14 protein-coding genes are annotated in these 16,391 nt (G+C 70.8%); 13 read left to right on the forward strand and 1 reads right to left on the reverse strand.

Translation table 11 applies throughout. From position 1 onward, the window contains the following. The first annotated feature begins 106 nt into the window (after positions 1 to 106). Positions 107 to 2,248, forward strand: a complete 2,142-nt coding sequence (locus ACFSL4_RS01245; protein ID WP_381077197.1) for a glycosyltransferase — start codon at positions 107 to 109, stop codon at positions 2,246 to 2,248. A gap of 77 nt (positions 2,249 to 2,325) precedes the next feature. Here the strand turns inward: ACFSL4_RS01245 and ACFSL4_RS01250 are convergent, their stop codons facing one another. Next, positions 2,326 to 2,928 carry an acyltransferase gene (locus tag ACFSL4_RS01250; protein ID WP_381077199.1) on the reverse strand — a complete coding sequence of 201 codons (603 nt, stop codon included), beginning with the start codon at positions 2,926 to 2,928 and terminating at the stop codon, positions 2,326 to 2,328. Positions 2,929 to 3,118: 190 nt separating this feature from the next. Between ACFSL4_RS01250 and ACFSL4_RS01255 the strand changes: the two genes are divergently transcribed. From ACFSL4_RS01255 to ACFSL4_RS01310, 12 genes are all read left to right on the forward strand, one after another. Beyond that, a complete protein-coding gene (locus tag ACFSL4_RS01255) occupies positions 3,119 to 3,505 on the forward strand; it encodes a hypothetical protein (RefSeq protein WP_381077201.1) in 387 nt (128 codons plus the stop codon). A gap of 145 nt (positions 3,506 to 3,650) precedes the next feature. Beyond that, complete coding sequence (locus ACFSL4_RS01260) at positions 3,651 to 3,812, forward strand: hypothetical protein (RefSeq protein ID WP_381077203.1); 162 nt, start codon at positions 3,651 to 3,653, stop codon at positions 3,810 to 3,812. A 179-nt stretch (positions 3,813 to 3,991) separates the two neighbouring features. Further along, a complete protein-coding gene (rplU, locus tag ACFSL4_RS01265; protein WP_055489989.1) occupies positions 3,992 to 4,312 on the forward strand; it encodes a 50S ribosomal protein L21 in 321 nt (106 codons plus the stop codon). A gap of 14 nt (positions 4,313 to 4,326) precedes the next feature. Then, positions 4,327 to 4,581 (forward strand): 50S ribosomal protein L27, encoded by a 255-nt coding sequence (gene rpmA, locus ACFSL4_RS01270; RefSeq protein ID WP_053761072.1) that lies wholly within the window; start codon positions 4,327 to 4,329, stop codon positions 4,579 to 4,581. 177 nt (positions 4,582 to 4,758) lie between these two features. After that, the gene (gene obgE / locus ACFSL4_RS01275; RefSeq protein ID WP_381077206.1) at positions 4,759 to 6,195 is read left to right on the forward strand and encodes a GTPase ObgE; all 1,437 of its coding nucleotides are present in this window, start codon (positions 4,759 to 4,761) and stop codon (positions 6,193 to 6,195) included. Positions 6,196 to 6,887: 692 nt separating this feature from the next. Next, positions 6,888 to 8,387, forward strand: a complete 1,500-nt coding sequence (locus tag ACFSL4_RS01280; protein WP_381077208.1) for a D-ribitol-5-phosphate cytidylyltransferase — start codon at positions 6,888 to 6,890, stop codon at positions 8,385 to 8,387. Positions 8,388 to 8,572: 185 nt separating this feature from the next. Beyond that, positions 8,573 to 10,729: a hypothetical protein gene (locus ACFSL4_RS01285; RefSeq protein ID WP_381077210.1), complete on the forward strand. Its 2,157-nt coding sequence runs from the start codon at positions 8,573 to 8,575 to the stop codon at positions 10,727 to 10,729. A 254-nt stretch (positions 10,730 to 10,983) separates the two neighbouring features. After that, positions 10,984 to 12,201 carry a glycosyltransferase family 2 protein gene (locus ACFSL4_RS01290; protein WP_381077213.1) on the forward strand — a complete coding sequence of 406 codons (1,218 nt, stop codon included), beginning with the start codon at positions 10,984 to 10,986 and terminating at the stop codon, positions 12,199 to 12,201. A 217-nt stretch (positions 12,202 to 12,418) separates the two neighbouring features. Continuing rightward, complete coding sequence (proB, locus tag ACFSL4_RS01295; RefSeq protein WP_381077216.1) at positions 12,419 to 13,534, forward strand: glutamate 5-kinase; 1,116 nt, start codon at positions 12,419 to 12,421, stop codon at positions 13,532 to 13,534. A gap of 183 nt (positions 13,535 to 13,717) precedes the next feature. Then, on the forward strand, positions 13,718 to 14,194 hold the full coding sequence (locus ACFSL4_RS01300; RefSeq protein ID WP_381077700.1) for a hypothetical protein: 477 nt from the start codon (positions 13,718 to 13,720) through the stop codon (positions 14,192 to 14,194). 82 nt (positions 14,195 to 14,276) lie between these two features. Continuing rightward, positions 14,277 to 15,563, forward strand: coding sequence for a glutamate-5-semialdehyde dehydrogenase (locus tag ACFSL4_RS01305; protein ID WP_381077219.1), 1,287 nt, complete (start codon positions 14,277 to 14,279; stop codon positions 15,561 to 15,563). Positions 15,564 to 15,713: 150 nt separating this feature from the next. Next, the gene (locus ACFSL4_RS01310) at positions 15,714 to 16,343 is read left to right on the forward strand and encodes an SCO2584 family spore wall biosynthesis protein (protein WP_465269746.1); all 630 of its coding nucleotides are present in this window, start codon (positions 15,714 to 15,716) and stop codon (positions 16,341 to 16,343) included. Positions 16,344 to 16,391 lie beyond the last annotated feature (48 nt).

Genomic DNA, 16,391 nt, shown 5'->3' on the forward strand with positions numbered 1-16,391 from the left:
TGCGGGCGGCCACGCCGTTCCGGCGCAGGACTCCTTCGGGGATTCCCTCCGCTGGAACGGCGCCCGCAGCATGTCCCCGACACACATGACTGGAGGACCTCCTCGCATGACCCAAGTACTCCTGATCGCGGGCGCAGCGCCGACGCTCTCGATGCTGAAAGCCGCTGTCGAGCAGTTCCGGGCAACTGGGGCGACGGTGCGACTGACCGGCCTGTTCGATCGGGAAGCAGCGGCCGGGGTACTCGACGTGGTCGAGGTGCACCCACTCCCCGAGGCGGTGGCCGAACGGGGCACGGCGTCTGCCAGGGCCATCGCGAAGCTACCGCTGCCCCGCCGGACCTGGGCGAGCGCCGAACACAGTCCGTGGGTACGCCGCCATGCGCGCAATGCGCAACTCTTGGTCGCTCTGGACGCCGGCGCGGTGTACACGGTCTGGCGGCTCGCCGAACACAACCGGCGGGCGGACGCGGTCTTCGGCGTCGCCCCGGCGCTCCGAGCCCTCCAGTCGCGCGGCCGACATCCGGTGCAGTACGCGGTGCGTGACGTGGTCCGTACAGTTCCGTCTCCGTCCGTCGCCGCGCGCTCGGCGAAGCGCACGGTGCGACGTGGCGCGGGCGCGGTGCTGCGCCGGGCTTCGTCGCCCGCCGTCCTGCGCACCGGGATCGGAGCCAAGGCTTGGCGGACAGCGGTCGTCGCGCCACGTGTGCCGGACAGAATGCGTGAGAAGTTGGCCCGCCGGGTGAGCCTGAGCATGGCCAAGGGAGGCCGCAAGGCCGGGGCCACGACAGTGCTGCACCAGGCCGCCGACCGGATCGCCAACCGCAAGCTCAGCGCGGCGCTGCTGGCCGATGCCGCACGTGCCGAACTGGCTCGGGGTAAAGACGATCCCGAACTGCGCATGAAGGCCGTCGAGGCGGCCCTGCACCTCGCGGACCAGCGGTTCAAGAGAAAGGACTTCGCGGCTGCGGCCGCGCAGCTCTCCACCGCCTTCTCCCTGGCGTTCGACCGTGTCCTCCACTTCGACGGCGTGTCGTCGCCGATGGCTGAGGACCCCGAGGGATACCTCGCCGTCTTTCGCCGGAGCGCCGCCTTCCGAGAGCTCTCCGCGCCGCGCGGACGGGCGCTGCCGGCCGCCCCGGCGACGGGCGGACGTCCACTCAGACTCCTGGTCACGACGTACGCCAACGCCCGCTTCCTCGGGGAGATCCGGGACCGCTACGAGAACCACTCCGAGGTCGAATTCCGTTATCTCGACTTCAGCAAGGACGAGACGCTGGCCCCGCTCGCGCGTGACCTGACCAAGGTCGCGGAACACGCTCTGGGCGGTCGGCCGTCGTTGCGGGCCAAGGTCGAGGAGGCTCTGCGACCGCACCTGGACTGGGCGGACACCGTCTTCGTCGACTGGTGTGCGGGGCCTGCGGCACTCTTCACCTGCATCGACCCCGGCACCACGCGTGTCGTCGTCCGGCTGCACAGCTATGAGGTGTTCACTGCATGGCCGCACATGGTGGACTTCACGCGTGTGGACGACCTGGTCCTGGTGAGCGAACATCTGCGTGAGATGGCGGAGAAGGTGCTGCCCCAACTGACCCGGTCCGACACCGCGCAGACGCACGCCATCGCCAATGCGATGGACCTGGCACGGTTCCAGCGCGAGAAGACCGGCGGCGACGCGCGCTTCACCCTTGGCCTGGTCGGGGTGAACTCGGTGGCCAAGGATCCGCGCTGGGCACTGGAGGTGCTGCGGCTCCTGCGCAGGCGGGACGAGCGCTACAGACTGGTGATCATCGGCGGGGGCCTCAACCGCAAGACGGGCGCTGCCGCCCGCGCCTACGACGACCTTCTCGAGGCGGAAGTGCGGGAACTCGAGGCGATCGGCGCCGTCCACCGTGTGGGGCAGACGGACGACGTGCCTACGGCACTCACCGATGTCGGAGTCATCCTCAGCAGTTCGGTGCGAGAGAGCTTCCACTGCGGTCTGGTCGAGGGGGTGGTCAGCGGGGCGCTCCCGGTGGTGCGCGACTGGCCGTTCTTCGCGGCGCTGGAGAACGGGGCGCGCACGCTCTTCCCGGCCGATTGGGTCGTCGGGGGACCGCAGGAGGCCGCCGAGCGGATCCTGAAGCTGACGGCCTCGGAGGAGACCTGGCGCGCTGCGACGGAGCCTGCCGCCAAGCACGCGCTGGCGGAGTGGGACTGGTCCGTGGTGGGTCTGGAGTTCGACCGGCTGCTGCTAGGCGACAAGGAGTAGCCGAAGGGCCGACAGCGGAGTGGGTGGGGCGGTGTACCTGAGGTACACCGCCCCACCCACTCCGCTTTTCCGGCTCATCAGCCTGCGCGCTCCGTCAGCACACCCTCCCTCTCGTCGTACAGCGAGCCGGTCTCCGGGCACTCCCATACGCCGGGCTCGTCCTCGCGGACGACCAGCCGGACGCCGACCCGTCCGACCCAGCCGACCTGCCGGGCGGGCACTCCCATGACCAGGGCGAAGTTCGGGACGTCCTTGGTGACGACGGCACCGGCGGCAACCATCGCCCAGCGGCCGATGCTGATCGGCGCCACGCATACCGAGCGCGCACCGATCGAGGCCCCGTCGGCGATCTTCACGCCGACGGCCTCCCAGTCGCTGCCGCGCTTCTGCTTTCCCGCAGGGTCCACGGAACGGGGGTTGTGGTCGTTGGTGAGGACCACGGCAGGACCGATGAAGACGCCATCACCGAGCTCGGCCGGTTCGTACACGAGTGCATAGTTCTGCAACTTGCAGTTGTCCCCCATGCGTACGCCCGACCCGACGTACACGCCGCGGCCGATCACGCAGCCCTCGCCCAGGCGGGCGCCCTCGCGGATCTGCGCGAGATCCCACACGCTGCTGCCGGGACCGATCTCGGCGCTCTCGTCGACCTGGGCGCTGGGCTGGACCCTGTAGTTCAATTCTCTGCCTTCCGCTGTTGGCCTCGGCGGCGAGCATACGGGGCGGTGCCCCGCCCACCGAGGGGCGCCCTGATCCTCGCCAAGTGCGGGGCGCCCTGGAAGTGGGCCAAGGGCCTCAAGCTCGTCAAACGGGTGACCGGCCTGGCCAGGACCTGAGGCCCTGGTCGCCCCGACCGCTCATCCCTTCTAGGTGGAGTCCGAGCGGGCGGGGATCAAGGCCGGCGACCTGCGACCGGGCATGACGCTGCACACCCCATCGAGCGACACGGCCGAGGCCACGGCCAACCGCCACTTCGACAAGCGTCAGCGGACACACGACCTCACGGTGACGGGCGTCCACGCGTACTACGTTCTCGCGGGGCAGTCGCCCCTCCTGGTGCACAATTGCGACCCGCTGGCGGATTATGCGGACTCCCTCCAGCCGAAGGCCGGAAAGAAGTCCGTCCGGTACGCCTCCGAGTACACCGACGCCAACGGCAAGCGGGCACAACGAGAGCCGGGACGTGTCGGACCTTCCCGAAGCCCTCGTGGACGCGGTCGGTCCGCGACGGCGTCCACGCCTCGGCCACTCCCCTGAAGGGCCGCGTGCGTGAGGAAGTCCTGCGCGCTGTGCCGTTCGCCAGGAAAGAGGAGAACGGTTCCTTCCTGGATGCCAGAGGGGCTGCCCCGCGGCGGGACGGAGGGGGGAGGGGACTGCGGTCACCTGGGCCGAGTCCGCTCTCGTGCACCCCGACCCGGCCGTGCGGTTCAGGGCCGGACGGTTCCTGCTCGATCAGGGCTTCCGGTGGGGCGGCGGCGACCTGGACGACCTCGTCGCCGGGGCGAGCTCCGTCGTGCTTGAGCGACGGCTGTTCCGCATGGAATACATCCAGGGCCCGGTTTGACCCCTCAAGCCGGGCCCCGTAACCTTGACCGTCGGCGTGTCCACAGACCCGCCACATCCCCGTAAACCTCTTCCTCCCGGGCGCGGGCCGCAAGGGCCGTTCGGGAGAGGTCGTCCGCGTGTGTCGCAGGGCGGCTGGACTGCGGGGGTGCCGTTCCCGAGCGAGAGAGTGAGATCCGCGTGTACGCCATCGTGCGCAGCGGTGGTCGCCAGCACAAGGTTGCTGTCGGCGACATCGTTGAGGTTGACAAGATTTCCACCGCCAAGGTTGGCGACACGGTCGAGCTCTCGACCCTGCTCGTGGTCGACGGCGACTCCGTGACCAGCGACCCGTGGGTGCTGGCCGGGATCAAGGTCCAGGCCGAGGTCGTGGACCACCACAAGGGCCAGAAGATCGACATTCTGCGCTACAAGAACAAGACCGGTTACCGCCGTCGCCAGGGCCACCGCCAGCAGTACACGGCGATCAAGGTCACCGCGATCCCCACGGCTGCGAAGTAAGGGACTGAGGAGAGATGGCACACAAGAAGGGCGCATCGTCCACCCGGAACGGTCGCGACTCCAACGCCCAGCGGCTCGGCGTGAAGCGCTTCGGCGGTCAGGTCGTGAACGCGGGTGAGATCCTGGTCCGCCAGCGCGGCACGCACTTCCACCCGGGCGCGGGCGTCGGCCGTGGCGGCGACGACACGCTGTTCGCGCTGGAGGCCGGCGCGGTGCAGTTCGGCACCCACCGTGGCCGCAAGGTCGTGAACATCGTTCCGGTCGCCTGATCACCTGAATCATCTGAATCACCCGATTCACGGTTTTCGACCGAACATCTCGCGAGGCGGACCTCACTTCCCGGTCGGGAAGGCGGGTCCGCCTTTCGCTTGTTGCGCGAGAGACCGCAAGAGATCGTAAGAGACCGCAAGAGACACTTTCCGCACCTTTTCTGGAGGCACTGCACCATGACCACCTTCGTGGACCGCGTCGAACTGCACGTCGCCGCGGGTAACGGAGGCCACGGCTGCGCCTCCGTGCACCGCGAGAAGTTCAAGCCGCTCGGCGGCCCCGACGGCGGCAACGGCGGCCGCGGCGGCGATGTGATCCTCACCGTCGACCAGTCCGTCACGACGCTGCTCGACTACCACCACTCCCCGCACCGCAAGGCCACCAACGGCAAGCCCGGCGAGGGCGGCTTCCGGTCCGGCAAGGACGGCCAGGACCTGGTCCTGCCGGTGCCGGACGGCACGGTCGTGCTCGACGGGGCGGGCAACGTGCTCGCCGACCTCGTCGGACACGGCACGTCCTACATCGCCGCCCAGGGCGGACGCGGCGGGCTCGGCAACGCGGCGCTGGCCTCCGCCCGCCGCAAGGCTCCCGGCTTCGCACTCCTCGGCGAGCCCGGGGACCTGCGGGACATCGTGCTGGAGCTCAAGACGGTCGCGGACGTGGCCCTCGTGGGCTACCCGAGCGCCGGCAAGTCCTCGCTGATCTCCGTGCTGTCCGCCGCCAAGCCGAAGATCGCCGATTACCCGTTCACCACCCTCGTCCCGAACCTGGGCGTGGTCACCGCGGGCGCCACCGTCTACACCATCGCCGACGTGCCGGGGCTCATCCCGGGCGCCAGCCAGGGCAAGGGGCTCGGCCTGGAGTTCCTGCGGCACGTCGAGCGGTGCAGCGTGCTCGTGCACGTGCTGGACACCGCCACACTGGAGTCCGACCGCGACCCCCTCTCCGACCTCGATGTGATCGAGGAGGAGCTGCGGCAGTACGGCGGTCTCGGCGACCGTCCGCGGATCGTGGTCCTCAACAAGATCGACGTACCGGACGGCAAGGACCTGGCCGACATGGTGCGGCCGGACCTGGAGGCCCGCGGATACCGCGTCTTCGAGGTGTCCGCCGTGGCCCACCTCGGCCTGAAGGAGCTGTCGTACGCCGTCGCCGACCTGGTCGCCAAGGCGCGCGCCGCCAGGCCGCAGGAGGAGGCGACCCGGATCGTCATCCGGCCGAGGGCGGTCGACGACGCGGGGTTCACGGTCACCCGCGAGGACGAGGGGCTGTTCCGTGTGCGCGGCGAGAAGCCGGAGCGGTGGGTGCGCCAGACCGACTTCAACAACGACGAGGCCGTCGGCTATCTGGCCGACCGGCTGGCCCGCCTCGGAGTCGAGGAGGAACTGGTGAAGGCGGGTGCCCGGGCCGGCGACGGCGTCGCCATCGGGCCCGAGGACAACGCGGTCGTCTTCGACTGGGAGCCGACGGTGACGGCGGGCGCGGAGATGCTCGGCCGGCGGGGTGAGGACCACCGCTTCGAGGCGGCGCGGCCCGCCGTCCAGCGCCGCCGGGAACGCCAGGCGGAACGGGACGAGGCCCTGCGGGAGTTCGACGACTTCGAGCCGTTCTGACGCAGGCCGGGTCGGTGGGCGCCCGGTGGCTGACTGCGGATCCGGGAGGGGCCGGGGCGGCTCCGGCCCGCTGTGGGCACCCCGTGGCCGGCTGTGTCATCCACGGCGTCGGCGTCCGGGCGCGTCCCGGAGACGGCGCCGTGCCCGGACGCCTTGCCACACCCCGGGTGCGGCGGCCCCCAGCACCGTCCGGGGCCCGGCCCCCGGGGCTCATCCGTGTCGCAGGCTTCTCTCAGCCCCGCTTCAGAAAGTTCCCCTACGGTCCGTTGACCATGGACACGGACGGTACGGCGAGAGCCGGCCCGCTTCACGAGCCGCCGGACGTCACGGGGCGCGTTGTATGCGAGCCCCGCGGGCGGAAGGCGCCGTCCGCGGGGCTCGGCTCACCTCATGACGCGGGTGATGCGGGCGACCGTGCGGGCACCCCGCCCGCGCGGGCGCCAAGGCGCGCCGGACCGCGTGACCGGAATGCAACACGAGGGAAAGCGCCGGGAAAAGGCGGGCTGAGACGCGTGTGGAGTTGCTCACGGCAAATCAGGACAATTCGACCGGGTGTCTTTGGTAATCGCACGAGGGTGCAAGATGAATGCCAGGTTGCGCTCACATATGCAGAAGAGGGCGCTCACCTTGCACTTCGCTTACCGAAAGTGGGACCATCCGAAGGTTCCCTGAAGCCCCGAGGTAGGTCACCCGTGTCAGAGCGCATAGCCAAGCCCCGTACCACCGCAGTGATTCTGGCTGGTGGGACCGGTCAGCGCGTGGGTCTGTCGATTCCGAAGCAGCTGCTGAAGATCGCCGGCAAGGCGGTGATCGAACACACGCTGACCACCTTCGAGAAGGCCGACTCCATCGACGACATCATCGTGCTGATGGCGCCGGGCTATGTGGAGGACGTAGAGAAGATCGTCGCCAAGGCGGGCTTCGCGAAGGTGACCCATGTCGTCGAGGGCGGCGCCACGCGCAACGAGACCACCGAGCGCGCCATCGCCCTGCTCGGCGAGGGCCTGGCCGAGCACGAGGACCGCAACGTCCTGTTCCACGACGCTGTACGCCCCCTGCTGTCGCAGCGCGTCATAGACGACTGCGTCGCGGCCCTGGAGCGCTACCAGGCCGTGGACGTCGCCATCCCGTCCGCGGACACCATCATCGTGACCCGCACGCACGGTGAGGACGGCGAGTTCATCACCGAGATCCCGGACCGCTCCCGGCTGCGCCGCGGCCAGACCCCCCAGGCGTTCAAGCTGTCCACGATCCGCCGCGCCTACGAGGTCGCCGCGGGCGATCCCAACTTCCAGGCCACCGACGACTGTTCCGTCGTGCTCAAGTACCTGCCGGACGTGCCGATCCACGTCGTCGCGGGCGACGAGTACAACATGAAGGTCACCCAGCCCGTCGACGTGTTCATCGCCGACAAGCTGTTCCAGCTCGCCTCCACCGCAGCGCCGGAGCAGAACGGCGCGGAGGCGTACCGCGAACTCCTCAACGGCAGGACCGTCGTCGTCTTCGGCGGCTCGTACGGCATCGGCAAGGACATCGCCGAACTCGCCGAGTCCTACGGCGCCGTGGTCTACGCGCTGGGCCGCTCCACCACCGGCACGCACGTCGAGAACCCGGAGGAGGTCGACGACGCGCTGTCCCGGGCGTACGCCGAGACCGGGCGCATCGACTACGTCGTCAACACCGCCGGCGTGCTGCGCATCGGCAAGCTGGCGGAGACCGACAACGCGACCATCGAGGAAGCGCTCAAGGTCAACTATCTGGCCCCGGTGCAGATCGCCCGCTCGGCGTACAAGTACCTCGCCGAGACCAAGGGCCAGTTGCTGCTCTACACGTCCAGCAGCTACACCCGCGGCCGCGCCGAGTACAGCCTCTACTCCTCGACCAAGGCGGCCATGGTCAATCTCACCCAGGCCCTGTCCGACGAGTGGGCCGCCGACGGCGTCCGCGTCAACTGCATCAACCCGGAGCGCACCGCGACCCCGATGCGCACCAAGGCGTTCGGCCGGGAACCCGCGGGCACGCTGCTGTCCTCCGAGGCCGTGGCGCGCGCCTCGCTCGACGTCCTCGTCTCCGGACTCACCGGCCACGTCATCGACGTACGCCAGCAGGATCCGACGGCGGGGGCGGGTCTGGCGACCGGTTTCGAGGCGGCCCTGGCCGCGGTCCTGGACCGACAGGACGGCGTGGCATAATCGGCGGTCAAAGTGACGTCCCGGAATTCAGGCCTCTGTGATCGCATGACGAATGCGTGTGCACAGGGGCCTGAATCCGTAAGGTTCCGGATCGTTTGCAAGTTCTTTTCGAATTCTTTCCAAGCGCCGCCCGAGGCGTTTTCCCGAACCACCACCGGCACTCCCCTCCAAGAGCAGGTTCCTCCGTGATTTCCACCGCTATACGCGTGGCCCGGGTGGGCAGTCCGGCCGAGCTGGCCGCGGCGGCCCTCGTGATGCTGGGCTTCCCCGCGCTGATGCTGGCCGCGCTCCTCCCGAGCGTCGGTGCCTTCGCGGCCGCGGCCGCAGTGACGTACCTGGCGGACCACTATCTGCACCGGCGCGGCAGTTATCTGATCAGCCTTCTCGGCAAGCTGCGGGCAGGCCTCTCCATCCGGTTCCTGCTCCGCCAGCTGCTGCTGGTCCTGCTCCTGGCGCGAGCCGGCCTGTCCGGCGAGCCGGTCTTCTACGCGGCCGTCGCCTGCTTCCTGGCCTTCTTCGCCCTCCAGGCCCCCCACAGCGCCCTGGTCACCCTGATCCACAAGCGCCGCGCGATGCCGGTCTCCACCCGCAACGTGGACCTCGGCTCCCGGATCCGCATCCCGGACGCCCCGCCCCGCGGCCTGGTGAACCGAGCGGCGGAGAAGATGCTCCACCTCGACCTGCCCGCGGTCGCCGGCCTGCTCGTCACGGCGGCCGCCGACGACGCCGTCTACGGCCTCGCGGGCGTCGCGGCCACCCTGGCACTGGCCTTCCTCTACGTGGTCGCCCTCGCCCCGTACGTGCGCGGCAGGAGGATCCCGCCGAAGGCGGGGACGGTCCTCGCGGCCCTCAGCGCCTGGCTGCGCGAGTACCGCCCGGAGACAGTGCTGTACTTCTCCGGCTCCAAGGACTCGGCGTACCAGGTCAACATGTGGCTGGAGGCGATGGAGCAACTGGAGACCCGGCCGCTGATCATCCTCCGTGAACGTGTCATCCTGCAGAACCTGGCGCCCACCACGGTCCCCGTCGTCTGCGTGCCCGGAGGGGTGCACCTGATGAACATGGACCTGTCGACCGTGCGCGTCACGCTGTACGCGGCGAACGTCGGCAAGAACATCCACATGCTGCGCGTGCCCACCATGAAGCACGTCTTCATCGGCCACGGCGACAGCGACAAGGTCGCCAGTGTCAACCCGTTCAGCAAGGTGTACGACGAGGTGTGGACCGCCGGCCGTGCCGGCCGCGACCGCTACGCCATCGCCGACGTCGGCATCCGCGACGAGGACATCGTCGAGGTCGGCCGCCCGCAGCTCGCGCCCATCCAGCCCGGGCGGGTCCCGTCCGAAGACCTCCGCGGCGAGGACCCCGGGGAACGCTGCCCGACGATCCTGTACGCCCCCACCTGGGAGGGCTGGGACGACAACCCGGGCAACACCTCGATCCTGCTGGCCGGCGAGAACATCGTGAAGAAGCTGCTCGCCGCCGACCCGCCGGTCCGCGTGCTCTACAAGCCGCACCCCTTCACCGGCACCCGCAGCGCGAAGGCGGGCGCCGCGCACCGGCGGATCACCGCGCTGGTCGAGAAGGCCGCCGCCGAGCGTGCCGCCGACCCCCGCTTCCGGGCCGACACCGCCGCCCAGGCGCGGGCCAAGGCCGAGCTGGCCCGCATCGAGGCCCGGCTCGCCGAGCTGACCGCGCCCACCAGCGAGAAGGGCGACGAGGCCGAGGCGACCCGCGACGGCGCGATCGACGTGGTCATGCACGAGGAGATCGCCCGGCTGCGGGCCGAGTGGAACGAGACGTACTGGCGCTCGTCCGGCCCCTGGCAGCACCGCGTCATCACGGGCGCCGAGCCGCGCCTGTACGACTGCTTCAACGTCTCCGACGCGATGGTGTCCGACATCTCCAGCGTGGTCTCCGACTTCATCGCGAGCGGCAAGCCGTACGCCGTCACCGACTCGGCGGGGGTGGGCGCCGAGGAGTTCAAGCGGCAGAACACGGCGGTACGCGCGGCCGTGATCCTGTCGAACTCGGCGCGCGAGCTGGACGCGCTGCTGGCCGCCGTCCGCGACCCCGGGTCCGACCCGCTGGCCGCCGGCCGCCGGGAGCTGAAGCGCTATCTGCTGGGCCCGGACGAGCCCGCCTCGATCGAACGGTTCAACGCCGCGGTGCGCCTCCTGGCGCAGAAGTCCGAGGCCCGCAACCGCGGCCAGCAGGCCGAGGTACGCGACCGCGGCCAGGACAACGGCGCGCGCGCGGCGGCCGCCGCCGAGCCGACGGGCGCGGTGCCCGGCCAGCGCACTCCGCCGGCCGACGAGAGGAACGACGTGGTCAAGGGTTAGAACCCGGGGCCCGCCCGTGGCCGCACCGCAGCGGACCGGGGCGCCGAGGACGACTCCTCGGCGCCCCGGTTTTTTCCTGTCTCTTACCGGAGCCGCCTAAGCTGAACCCTCGTCAGTTCCTTGGGGTTTCCTGTCGGTTCACCCTGTGATCCACGCCATGAAACCCGGAATGGAAGCAACCCCCGCACGCCGTCAGCCGTCTAGCCGGTGATTCTGTGGAGTGATACGGGGACATCCCGTGACAAGGGGGAAGCGTGACCGCTGCGCAGCCTGATGTCAGTGTGATCATCGGGGCGTACGAGGCGATGCCGTACCTGGTCGAATGCCTGCAGTCCGTGGAGGGCCAGACCCTGGACCCGGCGCGGATCGAGGTGATCGCGGTCGACGACGGTTCGACGGACGGGACGGGGGAGTACCTCGAGGAGTTCGCCAAGCGCGCGCCGATGACCGTGACGGTCATCCGCCAGGAGAACTCGGGCGGCCCCAGCGGCCCGCGCAACGTCGGCCTGGACCAGGCCCGCGGACGCTATGTCTTCTTCCTCGACGCGGACGACCGGCTCGGCACCGAGGCGCTGGAGCGCATGGTGGCGATGGCCGACGAGCACAGGACCGACGTGGTGCTCGGCAAGGTGGTCGGCGTCAACCGCAACGCCCCGAAGTCCATGTGGGGCAAGACCCTGCCCCGGACCGACGTCTTCTCCTCGAAGATCAAGTTCACGCTGAGCGCGCAGAAGCTCTTCCGGCGCGAGCTGCTGACGCGCCACGGCATGCACTTCGACGAGTCCCTCAAGACCGGCGAGGACGCCCTGTTCACGATGGAGGCGTACCTCCGCGCGGACGGCGTCTCCGTGATCTCCGACTACACCTGCTACTACCTGGTCGGCCGCGACGACGGCAAGCACGTCACCAAGAGCGGCAGCTACTCCCTGCGCTTCGACTCGGCACGCGCCCTGATGCGGCTCATCGCCGAGCTCGTGCCCGCCGGACCCCGCCGGGACCTGCTGATGGTCCGGCCTTTCCTGATCACCCTGCTGCCGCAGTTCGGACCCGTCTTCCTCACCAACAGCGAGGAGATCCGCGCCCACAAGCTGGAGCTGGCCAAGCCGCTGATGGACGCGTACTGGCACGAGGGCCTCGCCCGGCAGCTCAAGGTCAACGAGCGGCTCCGGCTCCACCTGGTCGCACGGGGCCGCGCCGACCTCCTCGCCGACGTCGTCGGGTTCGTCAAGGCGAACAAGGCGCCCACGGTCTTCATCGACCCGCGCGGTGGCCGCGCCTACCTCGCCTACCCGCACTTCCGCGACCGCGCCGCGGGCCTCCCGGACGAGTGGTTCGTGCCGACGGTCCGCGAGACGGTCGCCGTCGAGGCGTTCAAGCCGACGACGACGGTCCACTTCCGGCGGCTGCGGAAGGCGGCCCGGCGGCTGCGGAAGGCGGCCCGGCGGGTGCTGAAGGTGCGCCGGGCGGCCTGACGGGCGGATGGGGCGGCCTGACGGGCGGACGGGGCGGCTTGACGGGCGGACGGGGCGGCAGAGCGCGGCCGCGGTCTTCGTGGCCTCGGTCCCCGCGGGCGCTCGTCCGCGTACTGGACCGGTGCGCGGCAACCGTGTCCCTTCGCGTAGATTGCCGGGCGGGAGCCGGACCGACGCGTGAGGGGAAGCACAGCAGGTGGCAGGGGCAAGGCAGGCCGTGGCACAGGCCCACAGGATCGTCGTCAAGGTGGGCTCCTCCTCGCTGACCACGGCAGCGGGCGGGCTCGACGCCGACCGCGTCGACGCCCTGGTGGACGTCCTCGCCAAACACCGCAGCGGGGGCGAGAAGGAGATCGTCCTCGTCTCCTCCGGTGCCATCGCCGCCGGCCTCGCACCCCTCGGCCTGCGCCGCCGCCCCCGGGACCTGGCCCGGCAGCAGGCCGCCGCCAGCGTCGGACAGGGCCTACTGGTGGCCCGTTACACCGCGTCCTGCGCCCGCCACGGCGTCCGCGTCGGCCAGGTGCTGCTCACCTCCGACGACACCAGCCGCCGCGCCCACCACCGCAACGCCGCGCGGACCCTCGACAAGCTCCTCGCGATGGGGGCGCTGCCCGTCGTCAACGAGAACGACACCGTTGCCACGGATGAGATCCGCTTCGGTGACAACGACCGCCTCGCCGCGCTCGTCGCCCATCTCGTACGGGCCGACCTGCTGGTCCTGCTGTCGGACGTGGACGGCGTGTACGACGGCGACCCCAGCAGGCCGGGCACCTCGCGGATAGCGGAGGTGCGGGGGCCGCAGGACCTGGCGCACGTGGACATCGGCACCGCGGGCAAGGCCGGTGTCGGGACCGGTGGCATGGTCACCAAGGTGGAGGCGGCCCGGATCGCGGCCGCCGCGGGCATCCCCGTGGTGCTCACCTCCGCCGTGCACGCCGCCGACGCCCTCGCGGGCCGGGACACCGGCACGTACTTCCACCCCACCGGCAAGCGCTCCGCCCACCGGTTGCTGTGGCTGCAGCACGCCTCCACCCCGCAGGGCGCACTCGTCCTCGACGACGGGGCCGTGCGCGCGGTCGTCGAACGCCGTACGTCGCTGCTGCCCGCCGGCATCGCGGGGGTCGAGGGCGACTTCACCGCGGGCGACCCGGTGGAACTGCGCGACAGCGAGGGGCGGGCGGTGGCTCGCGGGCTCGTGAACTTCGACTCCAAGGAGATCCCCCGGCTGATCGGCCGCTCGACCAGGGAGCTGGCCCGGGAACTGGGTCCCGCCTACGAACGTGAGGTCGTCCACCGGGACGATCTGGTCGTCCTGCACCCGCCGCACTCGTAAGGATTCGTCCCGCATTCGCAAGGATTAGTCCCGCACCCGTAATCAACCGAAACGTCCACCCGCCGTGGCGGTCCGGTGGGGGACGTTCCGTAAAACCGCCCCACAGCGCCCTGCGGCCTGCTCAACTTTGTCCCGGGGACACATTCCGCACGAGCACTGCATAAGGAGGCCGTCGTGAGACGAGTGCGCCCTGGGGCCACGTCCCGCGGTGGCGGCACCTCCGGTGCCGTCCGTGACGGCGGTGCGCCCCGCGCGGCCGGCAAGGAGCGCGCCCTCACCAGCGTCGCGGCCGGCACGGCGTACGAGGCGCCCGGCCAGACCCCCCGTCTGTGGCACGTCACGCTCAGCGTCTCCGGCGGCGAGGCCCCGCTGAAGGAGGTGCGACGGGCCCTCGAACAGCTGGCTCACGACCACCCCTTTCTGCTGACCAGCCGCTATGCCAGCGACCACGCGGAGATCCGCTACTGGGAGGAGGCCCGCGACCTGCACGACGCCGCGGCGGTCGCGCTGCGGCTGTGGGGCGAGCACCGCCAGACCGCCGGCCTCCCGCCCTGGGAGATCGTCGGCCTGGAGGTCATCGACCGCGAGACCTACCAGCAGCGTGTCGCCGAGGGGTACGGGCCGGCGCCGGCCACCCCGGTGGGCGTCCATCCCTTCTGAGTGATTCCCAGGACTCCTCCGGGCCCGTCTCGCGGTGTGGGATGAACCAGGACCGCTCCGCCCGGCGCACTACCCTTCCTGCATGACCTCGCTCTCGCCGTACGACTCCATGTCCCCGGTCACCCAGGCCGCCTACCGGGCCAAGGCCGCCGCCGCCGACCTCGCGCCGCTGCCGCGTGCCGAGAAGGACGACGCGCTGCTGGCCGTCGCGGACGCGCTGGAGGTCCGGTCGAGCGAGATCGTCGAGGCGAACGCCAAGGACATCGCCAAGGCCCGTGAGGCCGGCACCAGCGAGGCGATCATCGATCGGCTCACCCTGACGCCCGAGCGCATCCGGGCCATCGCCGCCGACGTACGGGACGTCGCCGCGCTGCCCGACCCGGTCGGCGAGGTCGTCCGCGGCTCCACCCTCCCCAACGGCATCGACCTGCGCCAGGTCCGCGTCCCGCTCGGCGTCGTCGGGATCGTCTACGAGGCCCGGCCGAACGTGACCGTCGACGCCGCCGCCCTGTGCCTGAAGTCGGGGAACGCCGTGCTGCTGCGCGGCTCGTCCTCCGCGTACGAGTCGAACACCGCCCTCGTCCGGGTGCTGCGCGACGCCGTGGGCGGCGCCGGGCTGCCCGCCGACGCCGTCCAGCTCGTGCCCGGCGAGGGCCGCGAGTCGGTACGCGAGCTGATGCGCGCCCGCGGCCTGGTCGACGTGCTCATCCCGCGCGGCGGGGCCTCCCTGATCCGCACCGTCGTGGAGGAGTCCACGGTCCCGGTGATCGAGACCGGCACAGGCAACTGCCACGTCTATGTCGACGCCCAGACCGACATCGACATGGCGGTCGAGATCCTGATCAACTCCAAGGCACAGCGGGTGAGCGTGTGCAACGCGGCCGAGACGCTCCTCGTGCACCAGGACATCGCCCCCCGCTTCCTGCCACGGGCCCTGGACGCCCTGGCGGACGCCGGGGTCACCGTGCACGCCGACGAGCGCGTGATGGCGTACGCCAAGGACTCCCGGGCGACCGTGGTGGAGGCCACCCCGGAGGACTGGGACACCGAGTACCTGTCCTACGACATCGCCGCCGCCGTCGTGGATTCCCTGGACAAGGCCGTCCAGCACATCCGGCTGTGGAGCTCCGGCCACACCGAGGCGATCGTCACCACCTCCCAGCAGGCCGCCCGCCGCTTCACCCAGCTGGTCGACTCGACGACGGTCGCCGTGAACGCGTCGACTCGCTTCACGGACGGCGGCCAGTTCGGCTTCGGCGCGGAGATCGGCATCTCCACACAGAAGCTGCACGCCCGGGGGCCGATGGGACTGCCGGAGCTGACGAGCACCAAGTACATCGTGACCGGTGACGGACACGTGCGGCACTGAGCCCGAAGGCCCTGGTCGGGGCGGCACTGAGCGCCCGCTCGGCGCCGCCTGGACCGCGAATCCCGGCGGTTCGGCAGTGAACCGTCTCGCCAGGTGGATGAATTTCCTTACCGTCTGCCCAAATTGACCCCCCAGGTCTACTCTGGATCCGTGCCGGAGGACGTGGGGGGCACACCGTTCGAGGACGGTTGGGAGCCCGACGACGACCGCGACCGCGGAGGCAGCGACGAAGCGTTCGCCTCCGTGGTCTTCGACGAGGCCTTCGTACAGGCCGCCCTGGTGCACGAGCCGACGGCCGTGGAGAGACTCCTCGCCGCCGCCCAGGCCCGTGCCGAGGCGCAGGAGGCCGAGGCACGCCGGGCGCACGCCAGGGGCGCGCGGGGCGACGACGAGCGCTTCGAGGAGGGATTCGGGCCCGACGAGGGGGGCGGATTCGGCCACGGCCGGGATCTGGACGACCTGGACGGCACAGAGATCCTGGAAGGCCGCTACGGCGCATCGGGCACCTACGGCAGGGCCTACCGCAAGGGGGCCCGCTGGCACCGCCCGGTCGCCTGGATGCTCGCCCTCGTGATGGGCATCGGCATGGTCGCCCTCGCCTTCACCGCGGTGTACCGGGGCGCGTCCTCGGGCCGTCAGGAGCAGGTTCCGCCCCCAAGGACCGGGCTGGAGCAGGGGCAGGGGCAGGGGCAGGAGGCCGGCGCCGGCGCCGGCACGGGCCCCTCGGCCTCTGCGGAGTACTCGCCCCCGGCGTTCTCGGCGGTTCCGCGGACTCCCTGAGGCAGTCCGTGCGCGCCGCGGGCCGCCCCCAGGCCCGACGCCGGCGCG

Origin of the sequence: Streptomyces caeni, from assembly GCF_042678285.1 — a bacterium.
GTDB lineage: Bacteria > Actinomycetota > Actinomycetes > Streptomycetales > Streptomycetaceae > Streptomyces > Streptomyces caeni.

Excerpts from the sequence above, each read along its gene's own strand:
- rpmA (WP_053761072.1), top strand. The coding sequence starts at position 4,327 with ATGGCACACAAGAAGGGCGCATCGTCCACCCGGAACGGTCGCGACTCC.
- obgE (WP_381077206.1), top strand. The coding sequence starts at position 4,759 with ATGACCACCTTCGTGGACCGCGTCGAACTGCACGTCGCCGCGGGTAAC.
- ACFSL4_RS01305 (WP_381077219.1), top strand. The coding sequence starts at position 14,277 with ATGACCTCGCTCTCGCCGTACGACTCCATGTCCCCGGTCACCCAGGCC.
- ACFSL4_RS01245 (WP_381077197.1), top strand. The coding sequence starts at position 107 with ATGACCCAAGTACTCCTGATCGCGGGCGCAGCGCCGACGCTCTCGATG.